The following is a 14916-nucleotide window of genomic DNA, read 5'->3' as shown; positions in this document are numbered from 1 at the left end:
TCTTAGCGCGCCTTCCGCCTCAGCGAACCTTAGCTAGCTCCGCGCGCATCTGCTGAATCACGCTGTCGTAGCCGTGGGGGTCGCTTGCCTGGTGGGCGTTAAAGATCGCTGAACCCGCTACAAAGGTATCGGCACCGGCGGCGGCGATATCCGCGATATTGTCGACTTTGACGCCCCCATCGATCTCCAAGCGAATGGGCAAGCCCGAAGCGTCGATACGTGCCCGTGCCTCACGCAGCTTGTCCAGCGTACCGGGAATGAACGACTGGCCGCCAAAGCCGGGGTTGACGCTCATCAGCAGCACCATATCGACCTTGTCCATCACATAATCAAGATACGAAAGCGGCGTTGCCGGGTTGAACACCAACCCCGCCTTACAACCACCGTCACGAATCAGCTGCAGCGAGCGGTCGATATGCTCGGAGGCTTCTGGGTGGAAGGTGATGTAGCTGGCCCCGGCATCAATAAAATCGCTGATCATGCGATCCACCGGTTTCACCATCAGGTGCACATCGATCGGCGCCGTCACGCCATGATCGCGCAGCGCCTTACATACCATCGGCCCAATGGTCAGATTCGGTACGTAGTGGTTATCCATCACATCGAAATGCACCACATCGGCACCGGCCGCCAGCACGTTGTCGACCTCCTCGCCCAGCCGCGCAAAATTAGCGGAAAGTATCGACGGGGCAATCAAAAAATCCTGTGCAGCGCTCATGAAAGGGTCCTCGAGTAGGCGGAACGGGGAGAAAGAAACGGAGATAATCACGAGCGGGCCATCTTACCAGAGCCAACTCAGAAGCCCTATGCCCAGGGCCTCCCCGAGAAGTCCCCATCGCTTGTCTCGATATGCCCAGACATATTTCCAAATAGAATATAAAACACGATTGTAATTCCCCAATCCTAGGTTTAACCTTATCGGCATCGCGATGACATCGCCCTCAGCCTTAAGGAGTCTGCAATGACATTATCCTCTGCATTCCGTACCGGCCTTCGCCGCAGTCTATTGGCCGCTGCCGTGGGCACCGCCGTTTCTGGCATGACCTTCTCCAGCGCCGCTGTCGCTCAAGAGCGCGAGCTGCTGAACTCCTCTTACGACATCGCCCGCGAGCTATTCGCCGCGATCAACCCTGAGTTTCAGGCGTGGTGGGAAGAAGAGCATGGCGAAGAGATCGCTATCAGCCAGTCCCACGGTGGCTCCTCTGCCCAAGCGCGCGCCATCATGCAGGGCCTGCGTGCGGACGTAGTGACGTTTAACCAGGTTACCGACGTGCAGGTACTCGCCGATGCTGGCTTGGTGGCGGAAGATTGGCAGGATGCGTTTGAGAACAACGCGTCGCCCTACTACTCCACCACCGCGTTCCTGGTGCGTAAAGGCAACCCGAAAGGCATCGAGAGTTGGGACGACCTCGTCAAAGAGGACGTGCAGATGGTTTTCCCTAACCCGAAAACCTCCGGTAACGGCCGCTATACCTATCTTGCCGCCTGGGGCTTCGCCGAGAACGAGTTCGACGGCGATGAAGAGCAGATTCAAGACTTCATGCGCACGTTCCTGGGCAACGTGGCGGTGTTCGACACCGGCGGTCGCGGCGCGACCACCAGCTTTATCGAGCGCGGCATTGGTGACGTGCTAATCAGTTTCGAATCCGAAGTGAACAACATCCGCAGCGAATACGGCAGCGATGACTACGAAGTGGTCGTTCCGCCGGTAAGCATTCTGGCCGAGTTCCCGGTGGCCGTAGTGGGTGAGAACGCCGAGCGCAACGGCAACAGCGATTTAGCCCAAAGCTACTTGGAGTACCTCTACACCGAGGAGGCCCAGCGCCAATTGGCAGGCTTTAACTACCGCGTCCATAACGAGACGGTGGTTGAAGAGTTTGCCGATCAGTTCCCCGACACCGAGCTATTCGAAGTCGAAAACGTGTTCGGTAGCTGGGAAGAAGCGATGGAGACCCACTTCGAAGGCGGGGCTCTACTCGATCAACTGCAACGTCGTTAACGGTATCCCATGAGCCAGTTAGCATTTTGGCGATCCGGCAGCACGCGCGTGCTGCCGGGTTTTGGTCTGTCGATGGGCATCAGCGTGCTGTTCATCTCGCTGGTATTGCTACTACCCATGACGGGCCTGTTTGGTCAGCTTTCCGAACTGAGCTTGGCCGAGTACCTTGCGATCATTACCGAGGGCCGCGTGGTCGCCAGTTACATGGTCACCATCGGCGCAGCGGCGGTGGCCGCGCTGGTGAATGCGGTGTTTGGCCTGCTACTGGCCTGGGTACTCGTGCGCTATGAGTTTCCTGGCAAGCGCCTGCTCGATGCCTTGATGGACCTCCCCTTCGCCCTGCCCACTGCCGTGGCTGGCATCACCCTGGCCACGCTCTATGCGGGTAATGGCTGGGTAGGCAGTATCATCGAGCCAATGGGGCTTCAGATCGCCTATACCTGGGTAGGGATTGCGCTGGCGATGGCTTTCACCAGTATTCCCTTTGTGGTGCGCACGGTGCAGCCGGTGCTGGAAGATTTGCCTGCCGAGGTGGACGAAGCCGCGATGTCCCTGGGCGCCACCGATGGCGTGGCGTTTCGTCGAGTGATTATGCCGCACCTTTGGCCAGCCCTAGTGACCGGTACCGGGCTTGCCTTCGTACGCTCACTAGGTGAGTTCGGCGCGATTATTTTTATCGCTGGCAACATGCCCTACGAAACCGAAATTACCGCGCTGATGATCTTCGTCAAACTGCAGGAGTATGACTACGCGGGGGCGTCTGCCATTGCCTCGGTGGTGCTGTTTGTCTCTCTGGCGCTGCTGCTCGCTATCAATATTTGGCAGGGCCGCTTTGTGCGTCGTCTGCATGGAGGGAAAGGATAATGCGCCGGATTGGTGATGCGCCTTTAGTGCGGCGCTTATTGATTGGCGCGGCCCTACTGCTGTCTGCGCTATTTCTGCTGCTGCCGCTGGTGGCTATTTTTGCTCAGGCGTTCTCCCAAGGTGTGGCGGTGTTTTGGGAGAACGTGAGCAATACCTTCACCCTGCACGCCATTGGTCTCACGCTGGTCATCGCGTTAATGACCATCCCCATCTGCTTGGTGTTTGGCGTCGCGCTGGCGTGGCTGGTGACGCGCTTTAGCTTCCCAGGGCGGCGCATTCTGCAAACGCTGATTGATATTCCGTTTGCCGTTTCTCCCGTCGTGGCGGGCTTGATCTATCTACTGCTGTATGGCCGCAACGGCTGGATTGGCAGTTGGCTCGACACTCACGATATTCAGCTAATGTTCGCGTGGCCGGGCATTCTGATGGTCACCATCTTCGTCACCTGCCCGTTTGTGGCGCGTGAATTAATCCCGCTTATGCAGGCCCAAGGATCACGGGAAGAAGAGGCCGCCGTAACGCTGGGCGCTTCCGGCTGGACGACGTTTTGGCGGGTCACACTACCCAACATCCGCTGGGCACTGCTCTACGGCATCATCCTTACCAACGCCCGCGCGGTGGGTGAATTTGGCGCGGTCTCGGTTGTCTCAGGGGCCATTCGTGGGCAAACCAATACGCTACCGCTGCATCTAGAGCAGCTCTATCAGGATTACAACGCCGTGGGCGCGTTCGCGAGCGCCGCCCTGCTGGCCCTGATTGCCCTGTTAACGCTTGCGGCCAAGGCAGGCCTGGAATGGCGCGCATCGCGCCGGGAGGCATTCTCATGAGTATCCGCTTACAGAATATTGCCAAGCACTTTGCCAACACCCAGGCGCTCGAACCGATCAACCTGGATATTCACGAAGGTGAATTAGTAGGTCTACTAGGCCCTTCCGGTTCGGGCAAAACCACCCTGCTGCGGATCATTGCCGGTTTGGAGAACGCCGACCGCTCTCCTCAGCCCGGCAAAATCCTGTTTGGCGACCGTGACGTGACCAACGTGCACGTTCGCGACCGCCGCATCGGCTTCGTGTTTCAGCACTACGCGCTGTTTCGCCATATGAGCGTTTACGACAACGTGGCGTTTGGCCTTACGGTGATGCCGAAGAAGCGCCGCCCCTCCAACGGCGAGATTCGGGCACGGGTGTTTAGACTGCTGGAAATGGTCCAGCTTGAGCACTTGGCGAACCGTCTGCCTGCGCAGCTCTCTGGCGGCCAGCAGCAACGCGTATCGCTGGCTCGCGCGCTCGCCGTAGAACCTGACGTACTGCTGCTCGATGAGCCGTTTGGCGCGTTGGATGCCAAGGTGCGCCAGGATCTGCGCCGCTGGCTGCGCCGCTTGCATGACGAACTGAACTTTACCAGCGTCTTCGTCACCCACGACCAAGAAGAAGCGCTGGAGCTGTCTGATCGCGTGGTGGTGATGAGCAACGGTCGCATCGAGCAAATCGACACGCCGGATACCCTTTACCGCGCGCCGAAGAACCGCTTTGTATTTGAGTTCTTGGGTGATGTGAACCACCTAGAGGGGCGCGTTCGCGATGGCGTCCTGACCTGCGGTGACGCGCACCTGAACGTCGACTTGCCCGATGGCGACGAAGAGCTGTTGCTGCGCCCCCATGAGGTGCGTCTAGCGGAAGAGCCCAGCGCCGAGAGCCACCTGCCGGTGACGATTACCGCTATCTCCCCGGTCGGGGCCGAAGTGCGCGTAGAGCTCGAGGCCGACTGGCTGGCAAAACCTTGGCAAGCCACCGTGCGCCACGCCGACTTCGAGCGTTTACACATGCGCCGTGGGCAGCGCTTGTTCGCCCATCCACGCCAGTGGCACCGCTTCAAAGAGGACGCTAAAACGCCCGAGCAACAGGCGCGCGTGGCCTAGGCGCTGCTGGCTTCTCGCGTTAACACAGCGCTATACTGGGGCTTTCACCCTCAATGCCTTGTTACGACAGACATTTATCTCGTACAACCACGATGATTGCGGAGAGTTTTATGCGTCGGCGTCACTTTTTACGCGCGTCTGCTGCGCTGTTGGCCACCGTATTGCTGGCGGGCTGTGCCAGCCCTCAATACCTTCAGCTCAACCCTACGCGTAGCGCAAACGTGCCGCAAACCGGCTCTGGCCAGCAGGTCACCGTGGTGGCCGTCGATGCACGGCCGAGTGAAGTGATTGGTACCCGAGCGGGCGGCAGCATGTCTACGGCGCAAATCACCGTCAACAGCCATGAATTGATCCCACAACTGCAGGCCGAAGCAGAACGCGCTGCCAGAGACATGGGCTTTACACCCACGCGGGAAGCCGCCCAGGACCGCCCTAGCCTGACGCTGGAGCTGGCCAGCTTGCACTATGGGCGTGGGGATAGCGGGCAGCCACTGATCGACGAAGCGCGTATCGAAGGAGTGTTCCGCGCCATTGCGCAAAACCAGGGGACGACCTACACCGGCACGTATACCTCTCGCCGTACGCAGGGCTATGCGATCAAACCCGGTGAGGATGCCAATACGCGCATGCTCAATGACCTACTCAGCGATGGCTTGAACCGAGCGTTCAGTGACCCAGAACTAGGCCAGCTGCTCGCTCGTTGAGTTGCTCGCCAAACGAGCCCTCATACCCTTGGCCCGCGGCGTTCCAGAGCCCACAGGCTCTCGCTGCGGCCACGGTCATCGGCAGGCAGACGGGCAAGCCGCTCGATGCGGAAATTAGGCGCCATCAGCCGTTCGATCTCCTCATCCGGCACGCTGAAAGGCGGCCCCGCGTCACCAGCGTCATGGGTGAGGCCCACCAATAGCCCCTTCGCTCCGGGCGGAATCAGCTGCGCCAAATGAAAGGCGTAGCGCTCACGGGTCGCGGGCGGCAGCGCAATCAGCGAGGCACGGTCATAGAACGCGCCCACTTCTGCCGCCTGTTGAATATGCAGATGAAAGAAATCACCGCACCATAGCTCGATGCTGCCCTGACGAGACACCTCGAACCCCGCTTGGCGATAGCGCGAAACGCCGCCGCTGCGCTGGGCCAGAAACTGTTCGATGGCCTCCGGCGCCAGCTCGATTCCTAGCACCGGATGCCCACGATCAGCAAGCCAGCGCATATCCAGGCTCTTACCGCAGAGCGGCACCAGTACTTTGGTCCCCTCTGCCACGCCAAGTGTAGGCCAGTGTTCGACCAGAGCCGAGTGCGCCTCCTCAAGGTGAAAGCCGATCCGCCCCTCTTGCCAACGCTGTCGCCAGGGATTCTCCATGAGCTACCTCTCGATGACTGGGAACTCGCGCTTAGAACCAGCGGTCCCGCTTTTTACGACGGCGCGGCAAATGCGGCACGATCAACCCCACCAGCAGGCCAGCGCCCGCCACACCGCCACCGTACATGAAGTAGCGCATCAGCAAGTCTTCCTCTTGCGTATCCAGACGGGCTTGCAGCGCGCGCACCTGTTGGCGCGACTGTTCGGCTTCATTGTCCAGCTCGAGGTTACGGGCTTCCAAATCGGCGATGCGCTGCTCGCGGATGTCTAGCGTTTCGGTCATCGAGGAGACCCGCTGTTCCCAGCTTTCGTTGATACCGTCCAACTCTTGGGTCAGCTCGTCTACCTGAGCTTGCAGCTCGGGGAGCTGCTGGCGCGCGCTGGGCGTTTGCTGCAGCTCGTTGCTGAGTACCCACACGGTATCGCCACTGTTACTGCGAACGCGTGTGTAGTCACCGCTGGTGTCGAGCACTTCGACCTGCTCGCCTGCATTGAGCGTACCCACAATGCGATAGCCATCTGTCGGCCCGCTACGTACATAGGTGCTCAGCTCATCGCTGACCCAGGCTTGGCTATCGGATTGAGCCAGCGCTGCTTGGCTGCTCACGCTTAACAGCACGCCTATCGCGGCGGCGTAACAATTACTGCGAAATTTTTCTACTTGCATGACGTCATGTCCTGATCAAAAAACGCGCGTGGCCGACGAAGCCGCCGCGCGTGTCGCTCAAAGCGTTGCGCATGTCTTAGGCGCTTACCCTTCCCCGCGGGGCGGTAACGGGAAGGGACGAGGAAACTCTGCGACGCGGGCATCACTTTTCACGGCCTTTAGCGGGCCTTCACGCTCCACCTCGTCAATCCGCACAATGGCGTTCAACGGCAGGTAGCTACGCTTGACCCCCTCGAAGGTACGCTGCAGTTTTTCCGCTCCTGGATCCACCACCACCCGCGACGCATCGTCAAAGACAAACTCCTCGACTTCAATAAAGCCCCAGAGTTCGCTCTGAAATATCTCTCTGACGTATAAATCCCAAATTTCACCCTGCTGGTGAACCACCACACGGTAGATCGGCTTGGCCGCCATCTTGGCCTATTCCTCTTGCCACTTGAACGTATCGTTAAGCCGCAAGCCTACCATATTCGCGTGTTGCCCTTTAGCAGACATCGCCAAAGTCAGCGAATTCCCCCTATTTTCGCTTCAGAAGCTGCTAATTAGCCCAGAATGGTTTGGGTCGTGTATGGTGAAGAGAGTATTTGGCAAGACCATTCATCACCCCAGAGGAGTCAACACCATGCAAAAGGATCCCAATAAGGGCTATATCGCCCTCTTAGGCTGGAGCCTCAATGCGATCGAAGCGGCGGAAAATTTTGACCGTCGATATATCGTGGTGGCACCCGACTGGGCGGAAGAGTACTGCCAAAAGCACGACATCCCCTATGTCCCCTGGAACTTCGAGCGTCTCAACGACCGCTCCATGGAGATCGCCGAGACGCTGAAAGAGAAAGGCGTCGACGTCGCGATCCCCCTGTTCGAAGAGACCGTGGAGTGGGCGGGCGCCATCAACTCGGTACTGCTGGACAACCCGCGTCTTTACGGACAATCGTTGCTCCTACGTGACAAAGCGCTGATGAAACGTCGCGCCCAGCTTGGCGGGATTCGCGTGGGCATTTTCGAAGAAGCCCATGACAAAGAGGACGTGATTCGCTTCCTCAAGCGGGTCAACCAGACGCTGCTGAAACTCGATGGCGACCCCAACGACCCGATTCACCTCAAAGCGTTTGATAAAGCGGGCTGCCTGGGCCATCGGGTCATTCGAACCCCTGACGAAGTCGATACCATCCCGGATGAAGAGTTTCCGGTGTTGATGGAGTCGCACCTGGACGGTTGGGAGTTCGCCGTAGAGGCGTGGATTCATGACGGCAAAATCGCCTTCCTGAACATTTCCGAGTACGTCACGCTAGGCTACTCCGTCTTCGTACCTGCCTCTCCAGAATTAGAAAAATACCGTGAGCAGATCACCGCGCAGATCGAAAAACTGATCAAGGCGTTTGATATTGAGTTTGGCCTGATTCACCCCGAATACTTCGTCACCAGCGACGGCGAGATGTACTTTGGCGAAGTGGCCTACCGTCCGCCGGGCTTCAAGGTGTTCGAACTGCTGGAGCGGGTTTACGGCTTTAACGCTTACCAGGCGTCTATGCTGGTCTTCGATCCGAAAAGCACTAAAGACGAAGTGGCTGAATTCTTCCCGAAAGAGATCGTCGATGCCGACGGCTTCGCGGGCTGCTTTGGGGTTTACCCGCGCCGCCGGGTCGTCAGCCGTCTGGAAATCCCGGAAGAGACGGAAGACCACCCGTACTTCGAGTCTCACGAACTGACACCACCGGTGGAAGAGACCGTCACGAAACGCACCGCCTTTGGTACGCATTGGGGGTTGATCTACTTTAAAGGCGACGATGCGCATACGATTCGCGATCTGCTCAAACGCCAAGAAGATCTCGACTTCTATGTATAATCCCCGCCAAGGCTGGGATAAGGAGTCACCGTGACGACCAAGCAAGAAGCCACTTCCACCGAAGATGGCAAGCTCGATGGATTACTGAGCAAATTCGATGATGCGGTGCGCCTGCTTTCGCAGGCGCCTGCCTTTTCTAAACCCGCAAAGCTGCCCCGCGTATTGGATACGGCTAGGCGCGTGCTCATGCAGGCGGGCGGCTGTGCTGCTCTAGAGCAGCGCGCGGCGGATTTTGAATCCGCTGGCATCTTTGCCGGGTCGGATTGGGAGACGCCACAATACCTAATCCCCACATTGACGACCTACTCGCTTAAAAGCGCCGATGCCAATGTGGTCGTCATTGAAGCATTGAGCGAGCTGCGGTTACTGGCCGTAGCCAAAGGCGATTACTCCCATCCCCTTATTTCCCAAGAGCAGGCGCACCACTACCTGACTCAAGTCATGGCGATCAATCTATGGCTGCTCTTCAATGCGCCCAGTGAAGCCGAACGGGAAACCCAAGGGCGTTTGGCGAACATCTCTCGCCACCTGTTTCAACACTTGGCCGAGCGCATCGGCTATGAGTACGTCATCGACCAGTTGATCGATGAAATTTGGCGCATCCTCAAACAGCGACCCATTCAGGTCGATGCCATCAAACAGATGATCTCTCAGATCGCACTGTGTCAGGCCAACCCCGAGATCGACCTGGGAGCCAGCGGCCACGGGGCCGATAGACTGGTTAGCTCGCTGTACGGTCCGACCCAGGCGTGCCGTGAAGACCCCGGCATCGATATTTACCGCGCACGCCTAGAGCGCATGGATAACGCCACGTTACAAGCTGAATCCACCGGTTTTGCCCGCGCCATGCACGATACTGGCCTGGTCTCCCCTTACCATGCGGTGCTGCTGCGCTACCTGTTGGAAGAGGGCGACCATCTGCTATCCGAAGCGCTGGGGCTCTCCTCTACGGGCCGCGACTGTTTGCTGTGCTACCGCGAGCTGGTGCATGCGCTGATTCGCAGCGGCGTCTATCCAGCGACGGCACAAGCGGTGTATGGATTAGCGCTTCTGCTAGAGCGCGGCATCCTCTACCAGCCGCCGGTGGCCCCGGCCATGTGGCGTCAGCTCAATCTTCAGCTCTCCGAGTGGGCCGAGGCTCGGCTGTCGCTGGCCTATGGCGAGGTTGCCTCCCCCCGCGCCCGACTCATCGAGGGCGTGCTGTGCATGCTGGGCCTGCCGCTGGGCGTGGGCCAGGGCAATAACCCAACCTGCCAATCGGCCCGGGCGCTCTCGATGTGGGCGTATAACGACCCGGACTATCTGCTGCAAATGGTCACCTGGGCCGCGCGGGATGACGAAATCATCATGCACTTCGAAGGCCAGCCGATCTCCTCCAACGAGAGCGTATCGGGCGTGGCCGCCGAACTGCCGATGGACCTCGACCCGGTTTCCTTGATCGTGGTGCCTCACCTGGACCGCATTTACGCGGAAATGGGCCGACGCTGCATTGGCCGGGAAGGCGACCCCCACCGCTGGGTGAACCCCGAATTTCACGGCTGGTGGTCCGGCCGCGGGTTCAGTATTAACGTGGATGTCGCCACGGGAAAACTCAGCGAAGTCGATACGTTCATTCGCCACTTCTATGCCAGCTATCATCCTTACTACAATGGCAACCAGCCGCTGATTCATCCCCAGCCTGCCGGTATCGCCGTCACCGACAGCGCCGCGCGTTTCATCGGCTGGCATGCCATTACGATTTTGCGGGCCTCGCTGGATCCCAACGACGTCATGCGGATCTACTTCTACAACCCCAACAACGACAGCGGCCAGGATTGGGGGGATGGCGTCAAGGTCAGCACGTCCGGCAACGGCGAGCGTTTTGGCGAAGCCTCCCTGCCCTTCGAGCAATTCACCTCACGGCTCTATATTTATCACTACGACCCGCTGGAGCGTGGCGAACTGGCCACCGTCACCGATGAAGAGCTGGAGCGTGTGAAGGGGTTTTTGCACCGTAGTTGGGGAGCGACCCGCCTTCCATCAACTGACTTACAGGCCGACCCAGGGCCCCAGTAACACGGGGCGCCTCAACCACGATAGACACGACCACGATGATACGACTCGATCAACTGCTGGTCAGCCAAGGGCTGGCCAGTTCTCGTACCCGTGCCCAACGGCTGATCAAAAACGGGCGCGTTTTTTTGCGCGATGGTACGCGGCTCACCAAACCCTCGGAAAAGTGGACCTTGGACACGCCGCTACATATCGACGAAGACCCAGAGGAGCGCTACGCCTCCCGTGCGGGGCTCAAGCTAGAGGGCGTGTTACACGCGCTGGACATGCGCCTCGACGAGCGAGGCGTGCTGGACATCGGCCAATCGACGGGCGGCTTCACCGATTGCGCCCTACAGTTTGGCGCTCGGCACGTGATTGGTGTGGAAGTGGGTCACGACCAGCTCGCCAGCCACCTGCGCAGCGACCCGCGCGTGATCTGCTTGGAGGGCCTCAACGCCCGCCACATGAGCAGGGCAGCGGCGCTGTTGAACGCGCTGGCCGAGCGCCCCATTGATCTTGCGGTGATGGATGTGTCGTTCATCTCCCAGACGCTGATTCTGCCGGAGATTGCCGCGCTGCTGCCCCTTGGCGGGCAACTTCTATCGCTGGTCAAACCGCAGTTCGAGCTGGACCCTGGGGCGCTGGACAAGCGCGGTATCGTACGCGACCCTCGCCGCTACGCCGACGTCGAGCAACACATTCGCGCCGCCTGCGCGCAGTGCGGCCTTGCCATCAGCCACTGGCAAGAGAGCCCCATCACCGGCGGAGATGGCAACCGAGAATTTCTCCTGCTCGCCAGCAAACGCTAACGGCTAGCTCAATGTGGCAGGCGGGAGAGTCGGTTGAGACTGCACTTTCACCGACTCTCCCTGCTCACGATGCAGCCACACATCGAGCTGTTCGAAGGCGATCTTCACTCCCGCCTCCTTGAACAGCTCATCCACCCGGCAATTCACCTCATCGGCGGCGAACAGGCGGTCCAACAAGTCGTTGACGAAAATTCGCAACTCGAAATTCAAGCTGTGCGGCCCATAGCTCAAGCAGAACACCTGAGGCTCCGGGTCATCCAGCACGCGGGCATTTTCATCGGCGGCTTGGCGCAATAGCCGATGCACCAACGGTAAGTCGGAGCCATGGGCCACCCCATAGGTCAGCACCACGCGGGTCACGTTATCGGACAGCGACCAGTTAATGAGCTGATCCGTGACGAAGGTCTTGTTAGGAATGATGATCTCTTTGCGATCGAAGTCGGTCACCGTGGTGGCCCGAATGCGAATCCGGCTGACCGTGCCGTGAAGATTCCCTAACGTGATGGTGTCACCGATACGAATAGGACGCTCGAACAGGATGATCAACCCCGAAATGAAGTTGGCGAAGATCTCCTGCAAACCAAAACCCAACCCCACGCTCAACGCCGCCACGAGCCACTGCAATTTGTCCCAAGAGACCCCCAACGTCGCCAGCGACATGACAATGCCCGTTCCCACGATGGTGTAAGAGAGCAACGAGCTAATGGCATAGGCGCTCCCTTGCTTGAGCGCCAAGCGTGACAGCACCATCACTTCGAGCAGGCCAGGCAGGTTACGGGCCATGATGAAGGTGACGGCGACCACCAGCAGCGCCGTAAAAAAGTCAGAAATAGAGAGCGCGTTGTCGACCAAATCGCCCTCGCCCGCCTCCCAAAGCGACACCTGATCCAAGTAACCCAACACCGAGAGCAGGTCCGACCACACCAAATAGAGCAGCGCACTGAAGCCAATCAGCAGGATCAGCTTGGAAAGACGCAGCGACTGGGCATTGATCTTTTCCATATCCAGCGGCGGCTCCTCGACCACCTCCAGCCCACCTTCGGCCCCCTCTTGCACTTGGGCGCGGCGCCTCGCCAGCGCTCGGCGATACGCCAGCCGACGGGCGGCCACGGCCAAACTGCGTACGACCGTCGCTTCCACCACGACCCAAAGCCCCAGCAAGTAGAGCGTAATGGCAAAGCGCGCCACCAGCCTGAGCGCCGTGTACTCGTAACCCCAAGCGACCAGCCCCATCAGCACCAGCGGCACGGCGGCCATCGCCAACCCCAGGATCAACCTGAAAAGCCGCACACCAAAAATCGGCACATGAGCAAGAATGAGCTGCGCCAGCCACCAAGCCATGGCCACCAGCCCGCTCATGAACAGCCCCATGGCCACTGGCCGCATGGCCAGCGGTGTTTCCATCTGTTCGGACATGGCCGCAATGGCCACGACCGGCACCAGGGCAACCCCCAGGCCGATCAACAGGCGGCGCAGCCGCGCGTTATACGCTGGCGCCCAGGTGAAGTGGCGCTCCGCCACACCATCGGGCACCAGCAAGCGCCGCCCCAGTGCGATCACGAACCAGCTCAAGCCAAGCTGAAGCAGCGCAGGCGACAACCCTAGTGAAAGGCCACCCTCGGCAGTGCGCAGGGCAACGCCCGCTCCCGCAATCGCCAGCGGCCCCGGCGACGCCAACAGCGCATTGAGCAGGACGGCCTTGGGGGTATGCAGTTGGGTGTCGCTCTTCAAACGGCCAATTTGCGAATGAATCAGCGCCAAACGCTGTTTGATCCGACCACGTAAGGCGATCAATACCACGCTCAGCAGCAGCAACGGCGCGCCCACCAGCAAATCCCACGAGAGTCCCTGCCAGCGGGTCGGTAACACGGCACGCCACTCCCCTTCGTACCACTCCTGTTTGAGATGCTGGGGGAGTTGACGCAGCCAGTTCACATCCAGCGGGCGGCTGTTGGCCACCCAAAAGAGCTGCTCATCGATCGTGGCGCGCAGGTCGCGAGTAGTGGTGAGCAGCTGCTGTTGATTGAGCTGCAGCTCGATGGCTGAGCTCAGCAAACTGCCATAAGCCTGCTCGAGCTGCTCGACCAATTCGCGACGAGACTGATACAACCGGGTGAGAGAGTCTACCAAGCCCGGCGTGACATCGACCCCGGCTTCCTCCAGGCGCTGGGTGGCCAAGCGCTCCCCTTGGCGAAGCTGGTCACGCTGACGAATGAGGTCGAACTGTTTCAAACGCAGGTCGGCGATTTCGTCCTGTAAATCACGCCGCGGCACCACGTCCGGCAGCGACTGGCGCTGCTCGCGGAGAATACGCGACAGCAGCTGGCTGCCACGAATCGCTTCCATCTGCTCGTTGAGACTGCGCTGAAGCTGGCGAACATGCTCCAATTGGCGCTGCGCCTCGATGTTCTCCCGCACGATGCCATTGGCGCGGTCGGTTGCCCGCAGTAACTCTAGGCTCAGCGTTTGGTTAAGCTGCTGAGCGTTCAACACGACCGGATGCCCTTCCGCGATGAGTGGGTCATTCTTGGCCGCATCGGCAATGGCCTGCTCGGACTGAAGGCGTCGCTGGCGGTCGATGACGCCCTGCAGCAGGTTAAGCTGCTGCTCCTGCTGATCAATCTGCAAGGCCAGCAAGTCGCGGCGCTGCTGGGCCAGCTCGCGCAAGCGGCTGTTGGCACTCAGCTCTCGTTGGTTCAGGCTCACCTCTTGCTCAGCCAGTGCTCGCTCCAAGCGCCACTGAATGAGCTGCGCATCCTCACGGGCCGAGAGCTGGCGGTCGGCGAGCAGCGCCGCTCGGGTATCGTGCTCACGGCGTAGCGTTTCGGCGCGCTGCAGCGCATCGGAAATGGCCTGCTGTGCCCGCTCCGGCAGCGTTTGTGCCGCAAGCAGTTGGGAGTTCACTTCCGCCATTTGGCTCTGTAGCTGCTGCAGCTCGACTACGGCGTCCGCCTGCTCGGCCTCTAACGCCTCTAAAGGCATATCGCTGAGGCGATCGACCGATAGCTGCTGGCTCTCCTCTTCGGCATCACTCAGCTCGCGCTCCAAGCGCAGCAGCTGGTCGGGCGCTTGGTTGACCCGCTGTTCCAGCGCCTGCTGACGCTCTTCGATGGCCTGCAGCCGCTCGTAGGCTTGCAAGGCAGCGGTCAGTGCCGCCTGATCGCGCTGCTGGTCTTCAGTGAGTTCGGTGTCGAGCGATTCGAGCGCCGCTAGGCGTTCGGTCAGCTCTGCTTGAGGAGGGACGCGCTCAACCGGAGTGCTTTGAGCAGTGGCGGTACCTGCTAACATCGCCACCATACATAGGCAGCCGATGGCCGCCTTCAGGGCATTTCTAACCACGTGACGGATGCCTCATTGACATGTCGACCCGCTAAGTCGGGCAAGGGGCTTATTGTCATAGGTAAGCCATCGTGACGCAATCT

Annotated in this window: 13 protein-coding genes; 8 read left to right on the top strand and 5 right to left on the bottom strand. The window is 59.7% G+C overall.

Translation table 11 applies throughout. The features are described 5' to 3' along the window. Window positions 1-19: 19 nt before the first annotated feature. Window positions 20-718, bottom strand: a complete 699-nt coding sequence (rpe, locus tag CTT34_RS06390) for a ribulose-phosphate 3-epimerase (protein ID WP_159341685.1) — start codon at window positions 716-718, stop codon at window positions 20-22. Between the two features lie 243 nt (window positions 719-961). On the opposite strand from rpe, the gene cysP reads away from it, so the two are divergent. The 5 genes from cysP (at window position 962) to CTT34_RS06365 (ending at window position 5485) form a co-directional block, all read left to right on the top strand. Further along, window positions 962-1999, top strand: a complete 1038-nt coding sequence (gene cysP / locus CTT34_RS06385; protein WP_159341684.1) for a thiosulfate ABC transporter substrate-binding protein CysP — start codon at window positions 962-964, stop codon at window positions 1997-1999. A gap of 9 nt (window positions 2000-2008) precedes the next feature. Next, window positions 2009-2863 (top strand): sulfate ABC transporter permease subunit CysT, encoded by an 855-nt coding sequence (cysT, locus tag CTT34_RS06380; RefSeq protein WP_159341683.1) that lies wholly within the window; start codon window positions 2009-2011, stop codon window positions 2861-2863. Continuing rightward, complete coding sequence (cysW, locus tag CTT34_RS06375) at window positions 2863-3690, top strand: sulfate ABC transporter permease subunit CysW (RefSeq protein ID WP_159341682.1); 828 nt, start codon at window positions 2863-2865, stop codon at window positions 3688-3690. Before cysT ends, cysW begins: the two co-directional genes overlap by 1 nt. Next, window positions 3687-4781 carry a sulfate/molybdate ABC transporter ATP-binding protein gene (locus tag CTT34_RS06370; protein ID WP_159341681.1) on the top strand — a complete coding sequence of 365 codons (1095 nt, stop codon included), beginning with the start codon at window positions 3687-3689 and terminating at the stop codon, window positions 4779-4781. The genes cysW and CTT34_RS06370 overlap by 4 nt, the downstream gene beginning before the upstream one ends. A gap of 110 nt (window positions 4782-4891) precedes the next feature. Next, window positions 4892-5485, top strand: coding sequence for a YajG family lipoprotein (locus CTT34_RS06365; protein WP_159341680.1), 594 nt, complete (start codon window positions 4892-4894; stop codon window positions 5483-5485). 20 nt (window positions 5486-5505) lie between these two features. On the opposite strand, the gene CTT34_RS06360 is transcribed toward CTT34_RS06365, so the two are convergent. From CTT34_RS06360 to CTT34_RS06350, 3 genes are all read right to left on the bottom strand, one after another. After that, entirely contained in the window at window positions 5506-6138 is a 633-nt protein-coding gene (locus CTT34_RS06360; RefSeq protein ID WP_159341679.1) for a thiopurine S-methyltransferase, read from the bottom strand. A 31-nt stretch (window positions 6139-6169) separates the two neighbouring features. Further along, window positions 6170-6805, bottom strand: coding sequence for a TIGR04211 family SH3 domain-containing protein (locus CTT34_RS06355; RefSeq protein ID WP_159341678.1), 636 nt, complete (start codon window positions 6803-6805; stop codon window positions 6170-6172). Between the two features lie 84 nt (window positions 6806-6889). Next, complete coding sequence (locus tag CTT34_RS06350; protein ID WP_009100748.1) at window positions 6890-7219, bottom strand: DUF1820 family protein; 330 nt, start codon at window positions 7217-7219, stop codon at window positions 6890-6892. A gap of 208 nt (window positions 7220-7427) precedes the next feature. Here CTT34_RS06350 and CTT34_RS06345 point away from each other — a divergent pair, with 208 nt between their 5' ends. From CTT34_RS06345 to CTT34_RS06335, 3 genes are read left to right on the top strand one after another with little or no spacing between them, the layout of a single operon-like run. Continuing rightward, complete coding sequence (locus CTT34_RS06345) at window positions 7428-8651, top strand: ATP-grasp domain-containing protein (RefSeq protein WP_159341677.1); 1224 nt, start codon at window positions 7428-7430, stop codon at window positions 8649-8651. A gap of 30 nt (window positions 8652-8681) precedes the next feature. Continuing rightward, entirely contained in the window at window positions 8682-10706 is a 2025-nt protein-coding gene (locus CTT34_RS06340) for a hypothetical protein (protein WP_159341676.1), read from the top strand. A gap of 35 nt (window positions 10707-10741) precedes the next feature. Next, window positions 10742-11494: a TlyA family RNA methyltransferase gene (locus CTT34_RS06335; RefSeq protein ID WP_159341675.1), complete on the top strand. Its 753-nt coding sequence runs from the start codon at window positions 10742-10744 to the stop codon at window positions 11492-11494. A 3-nt stretch (window positions 11495-11497) separates the two neighbouring features. Here the strand turns inward: CTT34_RS06335 and mscK are convergent, their stop codons facing one another. Then, complete coding sequence (gene mscK, locus CTT34_RS06330) at window positions 11498-14833, bottom strand: mechanosensitive channel MscK (RefSeq protein ID WP_159341674.1); 3336 nt, start codon at window positions 14831-14833, stop codon at window positions 11498-11500. Window positions 14834-14916 lie beyond the last annotated feature (83 nt).

It is taken from the genome of Halomonas meridiana (assembly GCF_009846525.1).
Taxonomy (GTDB): domain Bacteria; phylum Pseudomonadota; class Gammaproteobacteria; order Pseudomonadales; family Halomonadaceae; genus Vreelandella.
The sequence above is the reverse complement of the archived record's forward strand: the minus strand, read 5'-3'. Positions and strand labels throughout refer to the sequence as shown.